Origin of the sequence: Stenotrophomonas sp. 364 (assembly GCF_009832905.1) — a bacterium.
Taxonomy (GTDB): domain Bacteria; phylum Pseudomonadota; class Gammaproteobacteria; order Xanthomonadales; family Xanthomonadaceae; genus Stenotrophomonas; species Stenotrophomonas maltophilia_AP.
Genome location: NZ_CP047135.1, coordinates 2,824,055 through 2,845,820, shown reverse-complemented (window position 1 = coordinate 2,845,820; position 21,766 = coordinate 2,824,055). Strand labels below are relative to the sequence as shown.

At 63.9% G+C, this 21,766-nt stretch carries 17 protein-coding genes and 3 tRNA genes; all 20 read left to right on the top strand.

The features are described from left to right. Positions 1 to 47 precede the first annotated feature (47 nt). Positions 48 to 132, top strand: a tRNA-Leu gene (locus GQ674_RS13050). A 113-nt stretch (positions 133 to 245) separates the two neighbouring features. Next, a complete protein-coding gene (locus tag GQ674_RS13045) occupies positions 246 to 602 on the top strand; it encodes an NADH-quinone oxidoreductase subunit A (RefSeq protein ID WP_026069699.1) in 357 nt (118 codons plus the stop codon). Next, complete coding sequence (locus GQ674_RS13040; RefSeq protein WP_038687233.1) at positions 593 to 1,147, top strand: NADH-quinone oxidoreductase subunit B; 555 nt, start codon at positions 593 to 595, stop codon at positions 1,145 to 1,147. Before GQ674_RS13045 ends, GQ674_RS13040 begins: the two co-directional genes overlap by 10 nt. A gap of 32 nt (positions 1,148 to 1,179) precedes the next feature. Further along, positions 1,180 to 1,932, top strand: coding sequence for an NADH-quinone oxidoreductase subunit C (locus GQ674_RS13035; RefSeq protein ID WP_038687235.1), 753 nt, complete (start codon positions 1,180 to 1,182; stop codon positions 1,930 to 1,932). 89 nt (positions 1,933 to 2,021) lie between these two features. Beyond that, positions 2,022 to 3,251: an NADH-quinone oxidoreductase subunit D gene (locus GQ674_RS13030; protein ID WP_236546307.1), complete on the top strand. Its 1,230-nt coding sequence runs from the start codon at positions 2,022 to 2,024 to the stop codon at positions 3,249 to 3,251. A gap of 94 nt (positions 3,252 to 3,345) precedes the next feature. Continuing rightward, on the top strand, positions 3,346 to 3,873 hold the full coding sequence (gene nuoE, locus GQ674_RS13025) for an NADH-quinone oxidoreductase subunit NuoE (protein ID WP_019182680.1): 528 nt from the start codon (positions 3,346 to 3,348) through the stop codon (positions 3,871 to 3,873). 3 nt (positions 3,874 to 3,876) lie between these two features. Next, a complete protein-coding gene (nuoF, locus tag GQ674_RS13020) occupies positions 3,877 to 5,217 on the top strand; it encodes an NADH-quinone oxidoreductase subunit NuoF (RefSeq protein WP_159497417.1) in 1,341 nt (446 codons plus the stop codon). Then, positions 5,214 to 7,463 (top strand): NADH-quinone oxidoreductase subunit NuoG, encoded by a 2,250-nt coding sequence (gene nuoG / locus GQ674_RS13015; protein ID WP_159497416.1) that lies wholly within the window; start codon positions 5,214 to 5,216, stop codon positions 7,461 to 7,463. The genes nuoF and nuoG overlap by 4 nt, the downstream gene beginning before the upstream one ends. Continuing rightward, complete coding sequence (gene nuoH / locus GQ674_RS13010) at positions 7,460 to 8,551, top strand: NADH-quinone oxidoreductase subunit NuoH (RefSeq protein ID WP_128095984.1); 1,092 nt, start codon at positions 7,460 to 7,462, stop codon at positions 8,549 to 8,551. The genes nuoG and nuoH overlap by 4 nt, the downstream gene beginning before the upstream one ends. A gap of 3 nt (positions 8,552 to 8,554) precedes the next feature. After that, positions 8,555 to 9,043, top strand: a complete 489-nt coding sequence (gene nuoI, locus GQ674_RS13005; RefSeq protein WP_038687244.1) for an NADH-quinone oxidoreductase subunit NuoI — start codon at positions 8,555 to 8,557, stop codon at positions 9,041 to 9,043. Between the two features lie 6 nt (positions 9,044 to 9,049). Continuing rightward, entirely contained in the window at positions 9,050 to 9,709 is a 660-nt protein-coding gene (locus GQ674_RS13000; protein ID WP_201290160.1) for an NADH-quinone oxidoreductase subunit J, read from the top strand. Beyond that, complete coding sequence (gene nuoK / locus GQ674_RS12995) at positions 9,706 to 10,011, top strand: NADH-quinone oxidoreductase subunit NuoK (protein ID WP_017355932.1); 306 nt, start codon at positions 9,706 to 9,708, stop codon at positions 10,009 to 10,011. Before GQ674_RS13000 ends, nuoK begins: the two co-directional genes overlap by 4 nt. Positions 10,012 to 10,018: 7 nt before the next feature. Next, positions 10,019 to 12,223 (top strand): NADH-quinone oxidoreductase subunit L, encoded by a 2,205-nt coding sequence (nuoL, locus tag GQ674_RS12990; protein WP_159497414.1) that lies wholly within the window; start codon positions 10,019 to 10,021, stop codon positions 12,221 to 12,223. 23 nt (positions 12,224 to 12,246) lie between these two features. Continuing rightward, positions 12,247 to 13,755: an NADH-quinone oxidoreductase subunit M gene (locus GQ674_RS12985; protein ID WP_128095987.1), complete on the top strand. Its 1,509-nt coding sequence runs from the start codon at positions 12,247 to 12,249 to the stop codon at positions 13,753 to 13,755. Positions 13,756 to 13,791: 36 nt separating this feature from the next. Next, a complete protein-coding gene (nuoN, locus tag GQ674_RS12980) occupies positions 13,792 to 15,252 on the top strand; it encodes an NADH-quinone oxidoreductase subunit NuoN (protein WP_159497413.1) in 1,461 nt (486 codons plus the stop codon). A gap of 126 nt (positions 15,253 to 15,378) precedes the next feature. After that, positions 15,379 to 15,455: transfer RNA gene (locus GQ674_RS12975), tRNA-Met, on the top strand. A gap of 278 nt (positions 15,456 to 15,733) precedes the next feature. After that, positions 15,734 to 15,810: transfer RNA gene (locus tag GQ674_RS12970), tRNA-Met, on the top strand. A 1,072-nt stretch (positions 15,811 to 16,882) separates the two neighbouring features. Next, positions 16,883 to 17,473, top strand: coding sequence for a ribosome maturation factor RimP (gene rimP, locus GQ674_RS12965; RefSeq protein WP_038687250.1), 591 nt, complete (start codon positions 16,883 to 16,885; stop codon positions 17,471 to 17,473). Positions 17,474 to 17,477: 4 nt separating this feature from the next. Then, the gene (nusA, locus tag GQ674_RS12960; RefSeq protein ID WP_038687252.1) at positions 17,478 to 18,989 is read left to right on the top strand and encodes a transcription termination factor NusA; all 1,512 of its coding nucleotides are present in this window, start codon (positions 17,478 to 17,480) and stop codon (positions 18,987 to 18,989) included. Positions 18,990 to 19,084: 95 nt separating this feature from the next. After that, complete coding sequence (infB, locus tag GQ674_RS12955) at positions 19,085 to 21,730, top strand: translation initiation factor IF-2 (RefSeq protein WP_159497412.1); 2,646 nt, start codon at positions 19,085 to 19,087, stop codon at positions 21,728 to 21,730. Positions 21,731 to 21,766 lie beyond the last annotated feature (36 nt).

Sequence of the window (21,766 nt, the reverse complement as noted above, 5' to 3'; positions counted from 1 at the left end):
GGCGCACTGAGGGAATCCGATAGGGAAACCCCTCCTTGCGAACGTAAGCCCAGGTGGCGGAATTGGTAGACGCACTACCTTGAGGTGGTAGCGACTTAGGTCGTAGGGGTTCGAGTCCCCTCTTGGGCACCATTTTGTTTGTAAGCGGGTTCGTCTGGCGCGCAAAGCGCCAGGTAGCGGTATCCGTCCACTCCCCCATGCCAACACGCCTGCAGGCGTCGCGGCAGAGGCAAGAGAGAATCGCTGTGCTGGCCGAATATTTGCCGTCTCTGCTGTTTCTGATCGTTGCCACCGGTATCGGCGTTGCGCTGATGCTGGTTGGCCGATTCCTCGGTCCACGACGTCCTGATCTGAAAAAGCTCTCGCCGTACGAATGCGGCTTCGAGGCTTTCGAGGACGCGCGCATGAAGTTCGATGTGCGCTACTACCTGATCGCGATCCAGTTCATCGTATTTGACTTGGAAATCATCTTCATCGTGCCGTGGACCCAGGTCTTCATGGAGCTGGGCGCACGTTCGCTGGTCACGATGGGCCTCTTCGTAGGCATGCTTTTCCTCGGTTTCATTTACGTCTGGAAGAAGGGAGCGCTGGAATGGGAGTGATTCAGACGCTCGACGGCCTGATGAACAACCCGGTCCCGGAAGGGCGGGTCGACGACATCCTGCGCCCCGAAGGCGACAACCCGCTGCTGGAAAAGGGTTACCTGACCACCAGCGTCGACGCGCTGTTGAACTGGGCCCGTACCGGTTCGATGTGGCCCATGACCTTCGGTCTGGCCTGCTGCGCGGTCGAAATGATGCATGCCGGCGCCGCGCGCCTGGACCTTGACCGCTACGGTGTGGTGTTCCGCCCGTCGCCGCGTCAGTCCGACGTGATGATCGTGGCCGGCACCCTGGTCAACAAGATGGCCCCGGCCCTGCGCAAGGTCTACGACCAGATGCCGGACCCCAAGTGGGTCATCTCCATGGGCAGCTGCGCCAACGGTGGCGGCTACTACCACTACTCCTATGCAGTGGTTCGTGGCTGTGACCGCGTGGTGCCGGTGGACATCTATGTCCCCGGTTGCCCGCCAACCGCCGAAGCGCTGGTGTACGGGATCCTGCAGTTGCAGAAGAAGATCTGGCGTACGCAGACCATCGCCCGCTGACCTCCCTCCTGACTAGAGCACGCCAAGCCCCCATGGCAGAGCAAGCACCTTCCTTCATCGACCGACTCTCCGCACACTTTGCTGGTGCGCAGGTCTTCGTGGTCGAACCCCGCGGCGAAGTGACGCTGGAAGTGCCCGCCGCTGACTGGCATGCCACCGCTGTGGCGCTGCGCGACGTATTCGGTTTCGAGCAGGCCGTTGACCTGTGCGGCCTGGATTACCTCGGCTATGGCAGCGACGAATGGGATACGGCCGATGTTTCGTCCCAGGGCTTCAGCCGTGGCGTCGAGGGCAAGTCCGTCGGCCGTTTCGCCTGGGGTGAATTCCCCACCCGCGAAACCAGCGATGGCGCCCAGCCGCAGCCGATTCCGTTGCAGCGTTTCGCCGTGGTCGCCCAGCTGCGTTCCTACCAGCACAACCTCACCATGCGCATCCGTTGCTTTGCGCCGAATGAGGAACTGCCGGTGGTCGCCTCGCTGACCGATGTTTGGCCGGGCCTGAACTGGTTCGAGCGCGAAGCGTTCGACCTGTTCGGCGTGATCTTCGAAGGCCACCCGGACCTGCGCCGGATCCTGACCGATTACGGCTTCGTCGGCCATCCGTTCCGCAAGGATTTCCCGCTGATCGGCAACGTCGAAGTGCGCTACGACGAAGAAAAGAAGCGCGTGATCTACGAACCGGTCACCTCGGTGGAGCCGCGTGTCGGCGTGCCCCGCGTGATCCGTGACGATGCCCGTTTCCAGACCGCTGCCGGCGAAAGCGCGCAGACGGAGGCAGTAAAGTGAGTGCTGATCTGAGCAAGCGTGAACCCCAGGCCCACCAGGCCTTTGCGAGCAACCCGGCGGAACTGCGCCAGGAAATCCGCAACTACACGATGAACTTCGGTCCCCAGCATCCGGCCGCGCACGGTGTGCTGCGCCTGATCCTGGAAATGGACGGCGAAACCATCATGCGTGCAGATCCCCACGTGGGCCTGCTGCACCGTGGTACCGAAAAGCTGGCCGAGTCCAAGCCGTTCAACCAGTCGATCGGCTACATGGATCGCCTGGATTACGTGTCGATGATGTGCAACGAGCACGCCTACGTGCGCGCGATCGAAACCCTGATGGGGATCGAGGCGCCGGAGCGTGCGCAGTACATCCGCACCCTGTTCGACGAAATCACCCGCATCCTGAACCACCTGATGTGGCTGGGCTCCAACGCGCTCGATCTGGGCGCGATGGCGGTCATGCTGTACGCCTTCCGCGAACGCGAAGAGCTGATGGACTGCTACGAAGCAGTCTCCGGCGCGCGCATGCACGCGGCGTACTACCGCCCGGGCGGCGTCTACCGGGACCTGCCGGACCGCATGCCCAAGTACACCGAATCGCGCTGGCACAAGGGCAAGGCCCTGAAGAACCTCAACGCCGCGCGCGAAGGTTCGCTGCTCGATTTCCTCGAGAATTTCACCGTTGAATTCCCGAAGCGTGTCGACGAGTACGAAACCCTGCTCACCGACAACCGCATCTGGAAGCAGCGTACCGTCGGCATCGGCGTGGTCACCCCCGAACTGGCGCACGCCTGGGGCATGACCGGGGTGATGCTGCGTGGCTCGGGCGTTGCCTGGGATCTGCGCAAGAAGCAGCCGTATGCCAAGTACGATGCCGTCGATTTCGACATCCCGCTGGGCAAGGAAGGCGATTGCTACGATCGCTACCTGTGCCGCGTGGCCGAAATGCGCGAATCCAACCGCATCATCAAGCAGTGCGTGGCGTGGCTGAAGGCCAACCCGGGCCCGGTGATGGTGAAGAACTTCAAGGTCGCCCCGCCCAGCCGGGAAGACATGAAGGACGACATGGAAGCGCTGATCCATCACTTCAAGCTGTTCAGTGAAGGCTACTGCGTCCCGGCCGGCGAAACCTACGCCGCCGTCGAAGCGCCCAAGGGCGAGTTCGGCTGCTACCTGATGTCCGATGGTGCCAACAAGCCGTTCCGCGTGCACCTGCGCGCGCCGGGCTTTGCCCATCTGTCCTCGATCGACTCGATCGTGCGCGGGCACATGCTCGCCGACGTGGTGGCCATGATCGGCACCTACGATCTGGTGTTCGGCGAGGTGGATCGGTGATCGCATCCGCTTGCACGATGCCTGACACCCGCCGGCTGTTGCCGGCGCTGCAGGTTCTGGTTCTTAACGATTTCGTATTCGCTGAGGTCGGCCGATGAAGGCGACAGGTAATTTCGAGGCGGCGCGCGACGTCGACCCGATGGTGGTCTTGAGTGACAAGACCCGTGCGCACATCGATCACTGGCTGGCCAAGTTCCCGCCGGATCGCAAGCGCTCGGCTGTCCTGCAGGGCCTGCATGCCGCACAGGAGCAGAACGCGGGCTGGCTGACCGACGAGTTGATCGCCGGCGTCGCCAAGTACCTGGACCTGCCGCCGGTGTGGGCCTACGAAGTGGCCAGCTTCTACTCGATGTTCGAGCTGGAGAAGGTCGGCCGCCACAACGTTGCCTTCTGCACCAACATCAGCTGCTGGCTGAACGGCGCCGAGGACCTGGTCGCGCACGCCGAGAAGAAGCTCGGCTGCAAGACCGGTCAGTCCACCGCTGACGGCCGCATCTACCTCAAGCGTGAAGAAGAATGCCTGGCCGGTTGCGCCGGTGCGCCGATGATGGTCATCAATGGCCATTACCACGAGCGCCTGACCGTCGAGAAAGTCGACGAGCTGCTGGACGGGTTGGAGTAAGACATGGCACATCATCACGCACCCAGTGGTCCGGTCGGTCCCGCACCGTTGCCGCACCAGGTGGTCTACACCACCCTGCATTACGACACCCCGTGGTCGTATGAAAGCTACCTCAAGACCGGTGGTTACGCCGCCCTGCGCAAGATCCTCGAAGAGAAGATCTCGCCGGAGCAGGTCATCGAGATGGTCAAGCAGTCCAACCTGCGCGGCCGCGGTGGCGCCGGCTTCCCGACCGGCCTGAAGTGGTCCTTCATGCCCAAGGGCACCATGCAGAAGTACATCCTGTGCAACTCGGATGAATCCGAGCCGGGGACCTGCAAGGACCGCGACATCTTGCGTTACAACCCGCATTCGGTGGTGGAAGGCATGGCGATCGCCTGCTACGCCACCGGCTCGACCGTGGGCTACAACTACCTGCGTGGCGAGTTCCACCACGAGCCGTTCGAGAACTTCGAGCAGGCCCTGGCCGACGCGTACGCAAACGGCTGGCTGGGCAAGGACATCCTTGGCAGCGGCGTGGACATCGACATCTACGGCGCGCTGGGCGCCGGCGCCTACATCTGCGGCGAAGAAACCGCGCTGATGGAATCGCTGGAAGGCAAGAAGGGCCAGCCGCGCTACAAGCCGCCGTTCCCGGCCAACTTCGGCCTGTACGGCAAGCCGTCCACCATCAACAACACCGAGACCTATGCCTCGGTGCCGGCGATCATCCGCAACGGCCCCGAATGGTTCCAGGGCCTGAGCCTGACCAAGAACGGCGGTCCGAAGATCTTCTCGGTCTCCGGCTGCGTGCAGAAGGGCGGCAACTTCGAAGTGCCGCTGGGCACCACCTTCGACGAGCTGCTGGAAATGGCCGGTGGTCTGAAGCCGGGCCGGAAGCTCAAGGGCGCGGTCCCGGGCGGCGTCTCGATGCCGGTGCTGAAGGCCGACGAGCTCAAGGGCCTGCAGATGGACTACGACACCCTGCGTGCCCTGGGCACCGGGCTGGGGTCGGGCGCCATCGTGGTGCTGGATGACAGCGTCTGCTGCGTCAAGTTCGCCTGCCGCATCAGCCAGTTCTTCCACAAGGAATCCTGTGGGCAGTGCACCCCGTGCCGCGAAGGCACCGGCTGGATGCACCGCGTGCTCGAGCGCATCGTCGCCGGCAAGGCCACCATGGAAGACCTGCATCAGTTGAAGACGGTGGCCGGCCAGATCGAAGGCCACACCATCTGCGCGTTCGGTGAAGCGGCGGCATGGCCCATCCAGGGCTTCCTGCGCCAGTTCTGGGACGAATTCGAGTACTACATCGTCAACGGTCATTCGATGGTTGACGGCAAGAAGGTGGAGGCAGCCGCTGCATGAGCGCGCAACCCAACAATCCGGGCGTGACGCCGGCCGTGGTGCCCGAGGGACATGTCACCGTCGAAATCGACGGTCAGTCCCTGGTCGTGCCCAAGGGCTCGATGATCATCCAGGCCGCCGACAAGGCCGGCATCCCGATCCCGCGTTTCTGCTACCACGAGAAGCTGCCGATCGCGGCCAACTGCCGCATGTGCCTGGTCGACGTGGAGAAGTCGCCCAAGCCGGCACCGGCCTGCGCCACGCCGGTCATGGATGGCATGAAGGTCGCCACCCGCAGTGAAAAGGCGCTGAAGTTCCAGCGCTCGGTGATGGAATTCCTGCTGATCAACCACCCGCTGGATTGCCCGATCTGCGATCAGGGCGGCGAGTGCGAGCTGCAGGACGTGTCGCTGGGCTATGGCCGTTCGGTCAGCCGCTTCAATGAGCGCAAGCGCGTGGTGCCGGACGAGGACATCGGTCCGCTGGTGGCCACCGAGATGACCCGCTGCATCCAGTGCACCCGCTGCGTCCGCTTCACCGCCGACGTTGCCGGTACCTACGAACTGGGTGGCATGTACCGCGGTGAGAACCTGCAGATCGGCACCTACGACGGCAAGCCGCTGACCACCGAGCTGTCCGGCAACGTCGTGGACGTGTGCCCGGTGGGCGCGCTGACCAACAAGGTGTTCCAGTTCCGCGCCCGTCCGTGGGAACTGACCGCGCGCGAGTCGCTGGGTTACCACGACGCGATGGGCTCGAACCTGTTCCTGCACGTGCGTCGCGGCGAAGTGCTGCGCGCCGTGCCGCGCGACAACGAGTCGGTCAACGAATGCTGGCTGTCCGACCGCGACCGCTATTCGCACCAGGGCCTGTACAGCGAAGACCGTGCGGTCAAGCCGCTGCGCAAGGTCAATGGCGAGTGGAAGGAAGTGAGCTGGGCTGAAGGCCTGGCCGCTGCCAAGGAGATCTTCGCCGCCAACCAGGGCGACGACCTCGGCGTGCTGGTGCACCCGTCGGCCTCGAACGAGGAGGGCGCGCTGCTGGCCCGTCTCGCCACGGGCCTGGGCACCACGAACATCGATCACCGCATCAATAACCGCGACTTCTCCGACGCCGCCACCGCCGAAGTGTTCGGCCTGCCGCTGGCGGAGATCGAAGGCGCGGACAGCATCGTCGTGCTTGGCAGCAACATCCGCCACGAGCTGCCGCTGCTGCATGCCCGCTTGCGCAAGGCGCAGACCACGCGCAATGCGAAGATCCACGCCGTCAATCCGGTGGACTTCGATTTCGCGTTCAAGCTGGCCAGCAAGCAGATCGTCGCCCCGTCGGCCTTCATCGACGCACTGGGCAACGCCGAGCTGCGTGACGCCGTCAAGGCCGCCAGCAACGCCGTGCTGATCGTCGGTGGCATCGCCGAAAACCACCCGCAGGCTGCTGCGATCCGCGCCGCCGCGCGCGATTTCGCCGCCGCTACCGGTGCCAAGCTGTGCCGTATCCCGCAGGGTGCCAATGCCGTGGGCTTGTCCCGCGCCGGCGTGCTGCCGGCCGGCAAGGACGTCAACGCCATGCTGGCCCAGCCGCGCAAGGCCTATGCCATCTACGGCATCGAGCCGGGCCTGGACTTCGCCGACGCCGCCGCTGCCCGCAAGGCACTGGCCGGTGCGCAGGTGGTGGCCTTCAGCCAGTTCGCCTGTGCCTCCACCCGCGACGTGGCCGACGTGATCCTGCCGATCGGCGCGCTGCCGGAAGTGGATGCCACCCTGACCAACCTCGATGGTCGCGAGCAGTCGGCCCGTGCCGGCGGCAAGCTGCCGGGCGAGGCGCGTGAAGGCTGGCGTGTGCTGCGTGCGCTGGGCGGCGAGCTGGCCCTGGCCGGTTTCGAGTTCATCGACCTGGCCGGCCTGCGCGCCAGCCTGGCCCCGGTCAGCGTCACCGTGTCGACTTCGGCCGCAACGCCGCTGGCAGGCGAGGGGCTGGAAGTGACCTCGACCGCCGCGATCTACCGCACCGATGCGGTGGTCCGTCGCGCCCAGGCGCTGCAGTCGCATCCGCTCAACACCGCGCCGCGCATCGTGCTCAACACCGCCGATGCCGCCCGCCTGCAGTTGGCCGAAGGGCAGATGGCCAAGGTCGGCACCGATGCCGGCCGCGCCACCCTGCCGGTGGTGGTCGACGCCCGCGTCGCCGCGGGTTCGGTCTGGATTGAATCGGGCCACGGTGCAACCGCACCGCTGGGTGCCGCTCGCGTAACGGTGGTGGCTGCATGAACGAATTGCTGTTGAACGCGGTCGATCCGCTGCACCAGTGGCTGCTGTCACTGGGCGACATCGGCGCGCTGCTCTGGATCATCCTGAAGATCCTGGTGATCGCTATGCCGGTGATCATCTCGGTGGCGTTCTTCGTGGTCTGGGAACGCAAGCTGATCGGCTGGATGCATGTCCGCCACGGTCCGATGTATGTCGGCATGGGCATCTTCCAGGCCTTCGCCGACGTCTTCAAACTGCTGTTCAAGGAAATCATCCAGCCGGCCAGCTCGCACAAGGCGATGTTCATCCTTGCGCCGCTGATCACGCTCGGACCGGCCTTCGCGGCCTGGTCGGTGATTCCCTTCGATGCGAAGATCGTGCTGTCCAACGCCAACGCCGGCCTGCTGTACCTGCTGGCGATGACCTCGCTGGGTGTGTACGGCATCATCCTGGCGGGCTGGGCGTCCAACTCCAAGTACGCCTTCCTGGGTGCGATGCGCGCCTCGGCGCAGATGATCAGCTACGAAATCGCGATGGGCTTTGCCCTGGTCGGCGTGATGATCGCCTCGGGCAGCTTGAATCTGAGCAACATCGTGATGGCCCAGGCCGGCAGCTCCGGCTTCTTCGACTGGTTCCTGCTGCCGCTGTTCCCGCTGTTCATCGTGTACTGGGTGTCCGGCGTGGCCGAAACCAACCGCGCGCCGTTCGACGTGGTGGAAGGTGAATCGGAAATCGTGGCCGGCCACATGGTCGAGTACTCCGGCGGTGCGTTCGCGCTGTTCTTCCTGGCCGAATACGCCAACATGATCCTGATCAGCTTCCTGATCTCGATCTTCTTCCTCGGTGGCTGGCTGAGCCCGATCCAGGGCTGGGTCAACGCGGACATCTCGCCGTGGATCGACTGGCTGTGGAAGGGTGGTTGGCCGTGGCTGCTGCTGAAGGTGTTCTTCTTCGCCAGCGCCTACATCTGGTTCCGTGCCAGCTTCCCGCGCTTCCGTTATGACCAGATCATGCGTCTGGGCTGGAAGGTCTTCATTCCCCTCACCATCTTCTGGATCGCAGTGACGGCGGTGATGGTGTTCTACGGCGTGATCCAGAAGGGCGTCTAAGTGATGAATCGAATTACCCATTACTTCAAAAGCCTGCTGCTGCTCGAGCTGCTCGGTGGTCTGTGGTTGACCCTGAAGTACGCCTTCAAGCCCAAGTACACGCTGATGTACCCGATGGAGAAGTTCCCGCAGTCGCCGCGTTTCCGTGGCCTGCACGCGCTGCGTCGCTACCCCAACGGGGAAGAGCGCTGCATCGCCTGCAAGCTGTGCGAAGCGGTGTGCCCGGCACTGGCCATCACCATCGATTCGGCCAAGCGCGAGGACGGCAGCCGCCGTACCACCCGTTACGACATCGATCTGTTCAAGTGCATCTTCTGCGGCTTCTGTGAAGAAAGCTGCCCGGTGGACTCGATCGTCGAGACCCACATCCTCGAGTACCACTTCGAGAATCGTGGCGAGAACATCGTTACCAAGCCGCAGCTGCTGGCCATCGGTGATCGGCTTGAAGCCGAGATCGCCGAGCGTCGCGCCGCCGATGCCGCTTTCCGCTGAGGTCGAATGATGGATTGGGTAAATATCAGTTTCTGGGTCTTCTCCATCGTGGCGGGCATCTCCGCCGCGGCGGTGATCAGCGTGCGCAATCCGGTGTATGCCGTGTTGTGCCTGATCCTGACCTTCTTCTCCGTGGCCTGCATCTGGATCCTGGTCGGCGCTGAGTTCCTCGGCGTGGCCCTGGTGCTGGTGTACGTGGGCGCGGTCATGGTGTTGTTCCTGTTCGTGGTGATGATGCTCGACATCGATGCCACCAACCTGCGCGAAGGCTGGGTGCGTTACCTGCCGATCGGCCTGGTGGTCGCGGTCACAATGCTGGTGCAGATGCTGGTGCTGATCGGGGTGAAGGGCAGGGCGGTCAACCCGTTCCCGGCCGACAACGCCGCCGCACTGGCCGCCGACAGCTCCAACATCACCTGGCTGGCCCGCAGCCTGTTCACCGAGTACCTGCTGCCGTTCGAGTTCGCCGCCGTCATCCTGACCGTGGCCGTGGTGGCCGCCGTGATGCTGACCCTGCGTCGCCGCACCGGCCTGAAGACCCAGAACCCGAGCGAGCAGACCATGGTCAAGGGCAGCGACCGCCTGCGCATCGTCAAGATGGATGCCGAAAAGCCGTTGGTCCACACCAACACCAAGCCGTCCAGCGACGAGGAGGCAACGCCATGATCACCCTCGGCCATATCCTGGCGCTGGGCGCGCTGCTGTTCTGCATCAGCCTCGCCGGCATCTTCCTCAACCGCAAGAACATCATCGTGCTGTTGATGTCGGTCGAGCTGATGCTGCTGTCGGTCAACATCAATTTCGTCGGGTTCTCGCGGGAACTGGGTGATACGGCCGGACAGCTGTTCGTCTTCTTCATCCTGACCGTGGCCGCGGCCGAGGCCGCCATCGGCCTCGCGATCCTGGTAACCCTGTTCCGTAATCGCCGCACCATCAATGTCGGCGAAGTCGACTCGCTGAAGGGCTGATCCGTAGATGGAAATCACTCTCTCCAAGAGTCTGTTGATCGCAGTGGTGCTCGCACCGCTGATCGGCAGCATCATCGCTGGCCTGTTCGGCCGGCAGGTCGGTCGCATCGGCGCACAGACGGTCACCATCCTGGGCGTCGGCGCCAGCTGCATCATGTCCAGCTACGTGCTGTACATGCTGCTGTGGGGCGGCGCACAGCCGTACAACGAGAACATCTATACGTTCTTCGAAGTCGGCCAGTACTCGGCGCATGTCGGTTTCATGATCGACAAGCTGACGGCCATGATGATGGTCGTGGTGACCTTCGTGTCGTTCCTGGTGCACGTGTACACCATCGGCTACATGCAGGATGACCCGGGCTACCAGCGGTTCTTCAGCTACATCTCGCTGTTCACCTTCTCCATGCTCACCCTGGTGATGAGCAACAACTTCCTGCAGCTGTTCTTCGGCTGGGAAGCAGTGGGCCTGGTGTCGTACCTGCTGATCGGTTTCTGGTTCAAGCGCCCGACCGCGATCTTCGCCAACATGAAGGCGTTCCTGGTCAACCGCGTGGGTGACTTCGGCTTCATCCTGGGCATCGCCGGCGTGCTGTGGGTGTTCGGCTCGCTGGACTACGCCACCGTGTTTGCCAATGCGCCGATCCTGGGCAGCCCGCAGGCACAGATGCAGGTCTGGTCCGGCGCGATCACCCTGTTCGGCACCTCGTACCAGGTGCTGGACGCCCCGGTGATCTGGTCGATTGCCACCATCATCTGCATCTGCCTGTTCATCGGTGCGATGGGCAAGTCGGCCCAGGTGCCGCTGCACGTGTGGCTGCCGGACTCGATGGAAGGCCCGACCCCGATCTCGGCGCTGATCCACGCCGCGACCATGGTGACCGCGGGTATCTTCATGGTCACCCGCATGTCGCCGCTGTTCGAGCTGTCGCAGACCGCGCTGAACTTCGTGCTGTTCATCGGTGCCACCACCGCGTTCTTCACCGGCCTGATCGGCATCGTGCAGAACGACATCAAGCGCGTCGTCGCGTACTCCACGCTGTCCCAGCTGGGCTACATGACCGTGGCGCTGGGTGTGTCGGCCTATTCGGCCGCCGTGTTCCACCTGATGACCCACGCCTTCTTCAAGGCGCTGCTGTTCCTGGGTGCCGGCTCGGTCATCATCGCGATGCACCACGAGCAGGACATGCGCAAGATGGGCGGCCTGCGCAAGTACATGCCGATCACCTTCGTGACCATGTGGATCGGCACGCTGGCCCTGGTGGGTACGCCGTTCTTCTCCGGCTTCTACTCCAAGGACACCATCATCGAGGCGGCGCAGCACCACGCGCACGTGTCGCATAGCTGGGTGGCCACCTACGGCTACTGGGCGGTCCTGGGCGGCGTCATCGTGACCAGCTTCTACAGCTTCCGCCTGCTGTTCCTGACCTTCCACGGCAAGGAACGCTTCCGCGACGCACATGACGACCACGGCCATGGCCATGACGATCACCATGCCGACGCGCATGCGGTCGATGCCCATGCTGCCGATGCCCATCACGGCGACGCGCACCATGACGACCACGGCCATGGCCACGGTCCGCATGAGCCGCACGAAACCCCGTGGGTGGTCACGCTGCCGCTGATCCTGCTGGCGATCCCCTCGATCGTGATCGGCTTCTTCGGCATCGGTCCGATGCTGTACGGCACGGACTGGAAGGGCGCGCATGCCGAGCACGCGATCCCGGGCCAGGTGCATTCGTTCTTCACCGGCATCGTGGACTTCTACAACCCGTCCCGCGACACCATCGGTGCGCTGGCCGAAGAGTTCCATGGTCCGGTCGCGTTCGCGCTGCACGGCATGATGGCTCCGGCCTTCTTCCTGACCGTGGCCGGCTTCCTGCTGGCGGTGCTGTTCTACCTGTGGAAGCCGGAGCTGGCGGGCAAGGCCCGTTCGACCTTCGCGCCGCTGGTATCGGTGCTGGAGAACAAGTACGGCTTCGACAAGCTGTGGATCGGCGGTTTCGCCGGTGGCGGCATCAAGCTGGGTAAGGTTTCGCGCGCGATCGACACGAATATCGTCGATGGTGTGGTGGTCAACGGTTCGGCTCGCCTGATCGATCTGGCGGCCAACCTGCTGCGTCGCACCCAATCCGGTTTCCTCTATCACTACGCCTTCGCGATGATCATCGGCCTGATTGCCCTCCTGGGCGTCCTGATGCATTACCTGCGTTGATGACCTGTACGGAATAAGAAGACGTGTCGAACTGGCCCCTACTCAGTGTTCTCATCTGGCTGCCGATCCTCGGCGGTGCCTTGATCCTTGCCATCCGTGACGCCCAAACTGCCCGCTGGGCGTCGCTGGGCGTAGCGGTGCTGACCTTCGTGGCCAGCCTGTCGCTGCTCAGCGGCTACGACGTGGGGAACGACGCGCTGCAGTTCGTCGAAACCCGCGCCTGGATCCCCGCCTACAAGATCGGCTACAACCTGGGCGTGGACGGCATCGCGATCGCGCTGATCCTGCTGACCACCCTGGTGTCGGTGCTGGCCCTGATCGGCGCCTGGAGCGCCATCGACAAGCGCGTCAACCAGTACGTGGCCGCCTTCCTGATCCTGGAAGGCGTCACCGTCGGCATCTTCGCGGCCACCGACGCGATGCTGTTCTACGTGTTCTTCGAGGCCATGCTGATCCCGATGTTCCTGATCATCGGTGTCTGGGGTGGTCCGCGTCGCATCTACGCCGCGTTGAAGTTCTTCCTGTACACCTTCCTCGGCTCGGTGCTGATGCTGGTGGCCCTGATCTACCTGTATCTGAAGGGCGGCAGCTTCCAGCTGGCCGACCTGTACCAGCTGCAGCTGTCGGGCAAGGAACAGACCTGGATCTTCTTCGCCTTCCTGATCGCGTTTGCGGTCAAGGTGCCGATGTTCCCGGTGCACACCTGGCTGCCCGACGCGCACGTGGAAGCCCCCACCGCCGGTTCGGTGATCCTGGCGGCCATCGCGCTGAAGATCGGTGGCTACGGCTTCCTGCGCTTCAACCTGCCGATCGTCCCGGACGCGTCGCAGGAATGGGCCTGGCTGGTGATCACGCTGTCGCTGATCGCCGTCATCTACGTCGGCCTGGTCGCCCTGGTGCAGGACGACATGAAGAAGCTGATCGCCTATTCGTCGATCGCGCACATGGGCTTTGTCACCCTGGGCACCTTCATCGCGCTGTGGCTGGTTCGTGATGCAGGCAACCCGGACGCGGCCCGCCTGGGCCTGCAGGGCGCGATGGTGCAGATGGTGTCGCACGGCTTCGTATCCGGTGCGATGTTCTCGTGCGTGGGCGTGCTCTACGACCGCATGCATTCCCGCCGCATCGCCGATTACGGCGGCGTGGTCAACGTGATGCCGTGGTTCGCCACCTTCGCCATGCTGTTCTTCATGGCCAATGCCGGCCTGCCGGGCACCAGCGGTTTCGTCGGTGAGTTCATGATCATCATGGCCAGCTTCCAGCGCAATCCGTGGCTGGCACTGGGTGCGGCAAGCACCCTGGTGATCACGGCGGCCTATACGTTGTGGCTGTACAAGCGCGTGTTCTTCGGTGAAGTGGCCAATGCCCATGTCGCCGAACTGAAGGACATCAACGGTCGCGAGTGGCTGGTGTTGGGTGTATTTGCCGTGGGCACGCTTGCCCTGGGCCTGTACCCCAAGCCGCTGACCGACCTGATGGAGCCCTCGATCGCGAAGCTGGCGATGCAGATCGCATCCAGCAAGCTGCTGTAATCGGGCCGTCGAGAGTATTGATTCCAGGATTTGATGATGACCACCTCGCCGCTGTTGCCGTTGACCGCCGCCGACCTGCCGCCGCTCGCTCCCGAGCTGGTGCTGATTGGTAGTGCGTTCGCCCTGTTGATCCTGGATCTGTTCATCAGTGAGAAGAACAAGATCTGGACCCACCTGCTGTCGGTCGCCGCGCTGGCCGCGGTGCTCTTCATGCTCGCCGCCGGAGTGGGCGGGCAGGGCGAGGTCTTCCACGGCATGTTCGTCCGCGATACCGCGGCGGACGTGATGAAGACCGTGATCGTGCTGTGCAGTGGCCTGACCCTGATCTACGGCTGGAGCTACCTGCGCGAGCGCAAGCTGTACCAGGGCGAGATCCCGGTGCTGATCCTGTTCGGCACCGCCGGCATGATGATCCTGGTGTCGGCCGGCAGCCTGTTGATGGTGTACCTGGGCCTGGAGCTGCTGGCCCTGTGTTCGTACGCGCTGGTGGCCAGCAACCGTGAGAACGGCTTGGCCTCCGAAGCCGCGATGAAGTACATCGTGCTGGGTTCGCTGGCCTCGGGCCTGCTGCTGTACGGCATGTCGCTGATCTACGGGGCGACCGGTTCGCTGCACCTGGACGCCATCCACGCCGCCATTCCGCATTCGGAAGAGCGCGTGCTGCTGCTGACCGGCGCGGTGTTCATGATTGCCGGTGTGGCCTTCAAGCTGGGCGCGGCACCATTCCACATGTGGCTGCCCGACGTGTATCAAGGTGCACCGGCGCCGATCGCGCTGTTCATCAGCTCGGCACCGAAGCTGGCCGCGTTCGGCATGGCTTACCGCCTGCTGGAAGTGGGCGTGGGCCCGCTGTCGGACGAGTGGAAGTACCTGATTGGCGGTCTGGCGGCCTTGTCGCTGGTGATCGGTAACCTGATGGCGATCGCGCAGACCAACCTGAAGCGCATGCTGGCCTACTCGACCGTGTCGCACATCGGCTTCCTGCTGCTGGGCATTGCCGGCGGTGGCGAGCAGGGTTACGCGGCGGCGCTGTTCTACGCGCTGAGCTACGCGATCATGTCGACCGCCGGCTTCGGCGCGATCATTGCGCTGTCGCGCAGCGGCTTTGAAGCCGAGAACATCGACGACTTCAAGGGTCTGAACGCCCGCAACCCGTGGATGGCCGGCCTGGTGCTGTGCATCATGGCGTCGATGGCCGGTATCCCGCCGTTCCTGGGCTTCTGGACCAAGCTGGCCGTGCTGGGCGCGGCGATCAACGGCGGCATGCTGTGGTTGGCGATCCTCGGCGTGTTGTGCGCGGTGGTCGGCTGCTTCTACTACCTGCGCGTGATCAAGGTGATGTACTTCGATGAGCCGGTGGGCGAGCCGCTGCCGGCCAACAACGACCGCGTGCTGGGCGTGGTGCTGGGCGTGAATGCCTTGGCGCTGCTGGCTCTGGGCCTGTCGTGGAACCCGATCATGGTCTGGTGCCAGCAGGCATTTTCACATCTTGCGTAAAAAACGATACAAAACTGCGCAAATCGTGTAATATTCGTTTCCTGAGTTGTTGCTGCAGCGGTTTCGCCAGAAGATCGTTGCAAGGTACCCACCGTTGGTTGGTACCCCGGCATCATCCGCTTTTGATGCGGGGTGGAGCAGTCTGGCAGCTCGTCGGGCTCATAACCCGAAGGTCGCAGGTTCAAATCCTGCCCCCGCTACCATATAGCTCCGGTGCAAGCCGGAGACAGTGGACGAATCAAGCGACCCCGGAAACGGGGTCGCTTTTTTCGTTGTATGCCCAAGGCGTTGGCCGGCTGCTCCGGCTGCTCCGGCTGCTCCGGACGTTTCGGACGTTTCGGTAGAGCCGACTGCCAGTCGGCTGCTTCGCACGTTGCGGGTAGAGCCGACCGTTGGTCGGCTGCCTTTCCTGGGCGCCGGACGATATGTTTCACCAAGGGGTTGCACGGGAATGAAAACTCCCTTACAATTCCGCTTCTGCTGCGGGGTGGAGCAGTCTGGCAGCTCGTCGGGCTCATAACCCGAAGGTCGCAGGTTCAAATCCTGCCCCCGCTACCACAGAAAATCTGCAGTGCAGATGCAGTAGACGAAGAAGCGATTCCGGAAACGGGGTCGCTTTTTTCGTTGTGGGGTTTGGTTTGTTTTTTCGAGGCAAAAGGCAAAAGGCAAAAGCAACCGCTGAAGCCAGGGCCAGATCAAATTCGGTGCGCCGGCATCTGGGAGGGCGCTGGCATGGGTGGGCTCGCGGGGCACGCTGCAAGTCCCGCTCCGCGCCCGGCCCAGCCGCTGGCGGCTGTGCGTTCGGGCGCATGCGAGGCAGTGCCTCGCATGCAATGCGACCTCACCCATGTAAGCTCCGCCAGCGCATCCATGCGCTGGAGGGCCCCGCAATCCCACCCATGCCAGCGCCTCCGTAGAGTGTCGGTGTGCAACGAAGATTAACGCCGGCTCTGCTTTCGATCTCTGTCGCCGTGTTGCGGTGCTGAGTTTGGTCGGGTGTGTTGTTTGGGTTTGTTGAGTTGGTGGTGCGGGGTAGGGCGGGGATCTGGCTTGGCTGTTGGGCGTAGCGCTGCCTTGTTTGATCTCAGTGACTGGCCCATATGCATCCAGGTGCCGGTGCGGGTGGGTTGGCGGGACCGTTGGGCGCCATGGATGGCGCCCACGAGCCTCCATGGATGGATTCACGGCGTGTCCCGCCAACCCAGCCGCGCCGGTGCCCGCCACGCAAGCGATCCGCCCGCCTTTGATCTACCCGCTAAAAGCCCGCCCCCCCGTTCAGCTTTCGCAATAGCCACCCCGCAGAAGCCCCTGGCCATTGCACCAGCGCGGTGCAACGGCTATCATCAGCGGCTTAGCGGACTGTCCATGCATATCCTTTCAACGGATGTGAATGCGGCCCGCGACCGGCTTCCAGGAACGGCACCCTGTACCCAGGCCACCGTGACCCCCCGGAAGACTGGGCTCGCAGGAATACACACCGCGTGTGTTCCCGCTACCGGAATCCAGCATGACCGGAGTTGTACCGGACAAGGGGCCCAGCGGGCCCTTTGTTGTTTCCGGAACATGTTCAGTAGAGCCCGGCCAGCGTGACTGGCCAACCCGTATCTCTTTCAACGAATCAAGGCCGACTGTGAGCGACAAGGCAACCGAAATCGCGAATCTGCTCGCCCCCACCGTTCAGTCGCTGGGTCTCGAGCTGCTGGGCGTGGAATATCTCACTGCCCCGGGTGGTGCGACGCTGCGCCTTTACATCGACGTGCCGCTGGCCGAACAGCCCGAGCGTATCGTCAACATCGACGACTGCGAACGCGTAAGCCGCGAAGTGTCCGCGCAGCTGGACGTCGAAGACCCGATCAGCGCCAATTACACCCTGGAAGTGTCCTCTCCCGGTGTGGATCGCCCGCTGTTCACCGCAGAACAATTCGAGCGTGCCATCGGCGAATCGGCCAAGGTCACGCTCAAGCTCCCGCAGGACGGCCGTCGTCGCCTGCAGGGCGAGATTCTCGCAGTAGACAACGAGCAGGGTACCGTCACCTTCAAGGTCGACAACGCCCCGTTCACCGCCGACGTCGAGAATATCGACAAGGCACGCATCATGCCGGACTGGGCCGCCCTCGGCCTCGCTCCGACCAAACCGACTGGCCCGGCACCCAAGCAGGGTGGCAAGGCGAACAAGAAACCATCCAACGAGCCGGCGGCCAAAAAGCCGCGCGCGGAGTGAGCCAATGAGCAAGGAACTTTTGCTGGTAGTGGATGCGGTCGCCAATGAAAAGGGCGTTCCGCGTGAAGTGATCTTCGATGCCATCGAGGCAGCATTGGCGTCGGCTGCGAAAAAGCGCTACCCCGACGAAGAAGTGCTGGCCCGTGTGTCGATCGACCACAAGGACGGCAACTACGAAACCTTCCGCCGCTGGGAAGTGGTGGCCGATGACGTGGTCATGGAGTCCCCGGACCGCCAGATCCGCCTGATGGATGCCATCGACGAAGCCGAAGGCGTCGAAGTTGGCGATTACATCGAAGAACAGATCGAAAACCCCGACTTCGGCCGCATCGCGGCCCAGGCCGCCAAGCAGGTCATCGTCCAGCGCGTTCGCGAAGCCGAGCGCCAGCAGGTCGTGGATGCATGGAAGGACCGCGTCGGCGAACTGGTCACCGGTGTGGTCAAGCGCGCCGAGCGCGGCAACATCTATGTGGACCTCGGTGGCAACGCCGAAGCCTTCATCCCGAAGGACAAGGGCATTCCGCGCGACGTCCTGCGCGCCGGCGACCGCGTCCGCGGTTACCTGGCCGAAGTCCGTTCGGAACCGCGTGGCCCGCAGCTGTTCATCAGCCGCGCCGCCCCGGAATTCATGATCGAACTGTTCAAGCTCGAAGTGCCGGAAGTCGGCCAGGGCCTGGTCGAGATCAAGGCCTGTGCACGTGACCCGGGCGACCGCGCCAAGATCGCCGTGCTGGCCCACGATTCGCGTACCGATCCGATCGGTGCCTGCATCGGCATGCGCGGTTCGCGCGTCCAGGCCGTGTCCAACGAACTCAACGGCGAGCGCGTGGACATCGTGCTGTGGAACGAGAACCCGGCCAACTTCGTCATCAACGCGATGGCGCCGGCGGAAGTCCAGTCGATCATCGTCGACGAAGAAAAGCACTCCATGGACCTGGCCGTCGCTGAAGAGCGCCTGGCCCAGGCGATCGGCAAGGGCGGCCAGAACGTGCGCCTCGCCAGCCGCCTGACCGGCTGGCAGCTCAATGTGATGACCCAGGACCAGGTGACCGCCAAGTCCGAGGCAGAGCAGGGCGTTGCCCGCCAGCTGTTCATGGACAAGCTGGAAGTGGATGAAGAAATCGCCGCCATCCTGGTGACCGAAGGCTTCAACACCGTGGAAGAAATCGCCTACGTCCCGGTCGGCGAACTGCTGGCCGTGGAAGGCTTCGACGAAGACATCGTCGAAGAGCTGCGTGCCCGTGCCCGCGATGCGCTGCTCAACGAGGCGCTGGCGGTGGAAGAAGGTCTGGAAGACGGTTCGCCGTCCGACGACCTGCTCGCCCTGGAAGGCATGGACGAGGCAACTGCCTACGCCCTGGCCGGTCATGGCGTGCGTACCAGTGAGGACCTGTCGGACCTGGCCGCCGACGAGATCCTCGAGTTCGGTATCGAGGACCTGGACCAGGAGCGCGCCGCCGCCCTGATCCTGGCCGCCCGAGCCGAGGAGATCGCCCGCCTGGAGCGCGGCGAATGAGCCAGCGATGAACAGTGCCCTGACCCGCTCAGGGCTTAGACTCCGCGCTGCCTTCGCACGTTTCGAGGGAGCGCCAACCAGATCATAGGATCCGAATGTCGCAGCAAACCACCATCCGCAAGCTTGCCGAACTGGTCAACACCCCGGTCGATAAACTGCTTGTACAGCTTGCCGAAGCCGGCATGAAGTTCAGCGGTCCCGACCAGGTCGTGACCAGCACCGAGAAGGTGAAGCTCCTGGGCTTCCTTCGTCGTTCGCACGGCAAGACCGAGCAGCCCGTCGAGAGCACCGACGACGCCGCCAAGAAGATCACCCTCAACCGTCGCAAGTTGCAGGAAGTGACCGTCAGCGCCGGCCGCAGCAAGACCACTGTCAACGTGGAAGTGCGCCAGAAGCGCACCTACATGAAGGACGCCAGCGGCAAGCCGATGACGGCGGATGAAGAGCGCGCCGACATCCTGCGCAAGCTGGAGGAATCCCGCCAGCGCAATCTGGACGAGCAGCGCGCACTGGCCGAAAAGGACCGTGCACGCGACGAGGAAATCGCCCGCAAGCGTCAGGAAGAAATCGACGCCAAGGAGCGTGCCGAAGCCGAGCGCAAGGCGGCTGAAGCTGCTGCGGAAGCGGCCAGGAACGCACCGCCGGCACCAGCGCCGGCCGCTGCCAAGCCGGCCGCTGCTGCCGATGCACCGGCCCGTGCCGCGCGCCCGTCGGCGCCGTCGGCTGCGCGTCCGGCCCCGCGTTCGGACGACCGCAACTCGAACAACAACAACAACCGTCCGGGCGCCAAGCGTGACGACGAGGGTGGCAACCGCTTCGCCGGTCAGCTGCACCTGTCGGCCGCCGACCGTGCCCGTCGCGGCAACAACAGCAACTCGCGTGGTCGCCCGACCGGGCGTACCCAGCACGGCGGCCGTCGTGACAGCAACCAGTCGCGCAGCGGCGGCGGTGCCCATGGTTTCGAACGTCCGGTCGCTCCGATCGTGCGTGACGTCACCATCGGCGACACCGTCACCGTGGCCGACCTGGCCCAGAAGCTGGCCCTGAAGGGCGGCGATGTGGTCAAGGCGCTGTTCAAGATGGGCGTCATGGCGACCATCACCCAGACCATCGACCACGACACCGCCGCGCTGGTGACCGAAGAACTCGGCCACAACGTGATCCGTGCCAATACCAACGACGCCGAAGACGCGCTGCTGGCGCTGGCCGGTGGCAACCAGGGCGAGCCGACGGCACGTCCGCCGGTGGTCACCATCATGGGCCACGTCGACCACGGCAAGACCTCGCTGCTGGATTACATCCGCCGCACCAAGGTCGCCACGGGCGAAGCCGGTGGCATCACCCAGCACATCGGTGCATACCACGTTGAAACGCCGAAGGGCGTGATCAGCTTCCTGGATACCCCGGGCCACGCGGCGTTTACGTCCATGCGTGCCCGCGGTGCCAAGCTGACCGACATCGTGGTGCTGGTGGTGGCGGCCGACGACGGCGTGATGCCGCAGACCAAGGAAGCCATCCAGCATGCGCGTTCGGCCGGTGTGCCGCTGATCGTGGCGATCAACAAGATCGACAAGGCCGGTGCCGACCCGATGCGCGTCAAGAACGAGCTGCTCGGTGAGCAGGTCGTGTCCGAAGACTTCGGTGGCGACATCCAGATGGTCGAAATCTCGGCCAAGGCTGGCCTGGGCATCGACGACCTGCTCGACGCGATCTCGGTCCAGGCCGAACTGCTCGAACTGAAGGCCGTGCCCGATGGCCGCGCCAGCGGTGTAGTCATCGAGTCCTCGCTGGACAAGGGCCGCGGCCCGATCGCCACCGTGCTGGTGCAGCAGGGCTCGCTGAAGAAGGGCGACTACCTGGTATGCGGTATCCAGTACGGCCGCGTGCGCGCCCTGTTCGACGAAACCGGCAAGCAGCCCGACCAGGCTGGCCCGTCGATTCCGGTGCAGGTGCTGGGTCTGTCCGGCGTGCCGGATGCCGGCGATGATTTCGTGGTGGTCGAAGACGAGCGTCTGGCCAAGGACGTCGCGCAGCAGCGCGAAACCAAGCGCCGCGAATCGCGCCTGGTGCAGTCGGCCGGCAGCCGCATGGAAGACATCATGGCAACCCTGGGCAAGGGCGATGGCCAGCAGGTGCTGAACCTGGTGATCAAGGCCGACGTGCAGGGTTCGGTGCAGGCGCTGAGCCAGGCGCTGGTCGCGCTGTCCAACGAAGACATCCGCATCAACGTGATCCACTCCGGCGTGGGCGGCATCACCGAGTCGGACGCCAATTCGGCGGTTGCCTCCAAGGCCACAGTGATCGGCTTCAACGTGCGTGCGGATGCTTCGGCCCGTCGCATCATTGAATCCAACGGCGTGGACCTGCGTTACTTCTCGATCATCTATGACGTGATCGATCAGGTGAAGCAGGTGGCGTCCGGTCTGCTCGGCGTGGAAATCCGCGAAGAGATCATCGGTATCGCCCAGGTTCGCGATGTGTTCCGCAGCTCGAAGTTCGGCGCAGTCGCTGGCTGCATGATCATCGAAGGTACGGTCAAGCGCAGCAAGCCGATCCGTGTCCTGCGCGACAGCGTGGTGGTGTTCGAAGGCGAGCTGGAATCGCTGCGCCGCTTCAAGGAAAACGTCGAGGAAGTCCGCAACGGTACCGAATGCGGTATCGGCGTGAAGGCCTACAACGACGTCAAGCCGGGTGACCAGATCGAGTGCTTCGAGCGTATCGAAGTGCCGCGCACCCTGTAATGTTCCAGGCCGGACCGCCTCGCGCGGTCCGGTTCT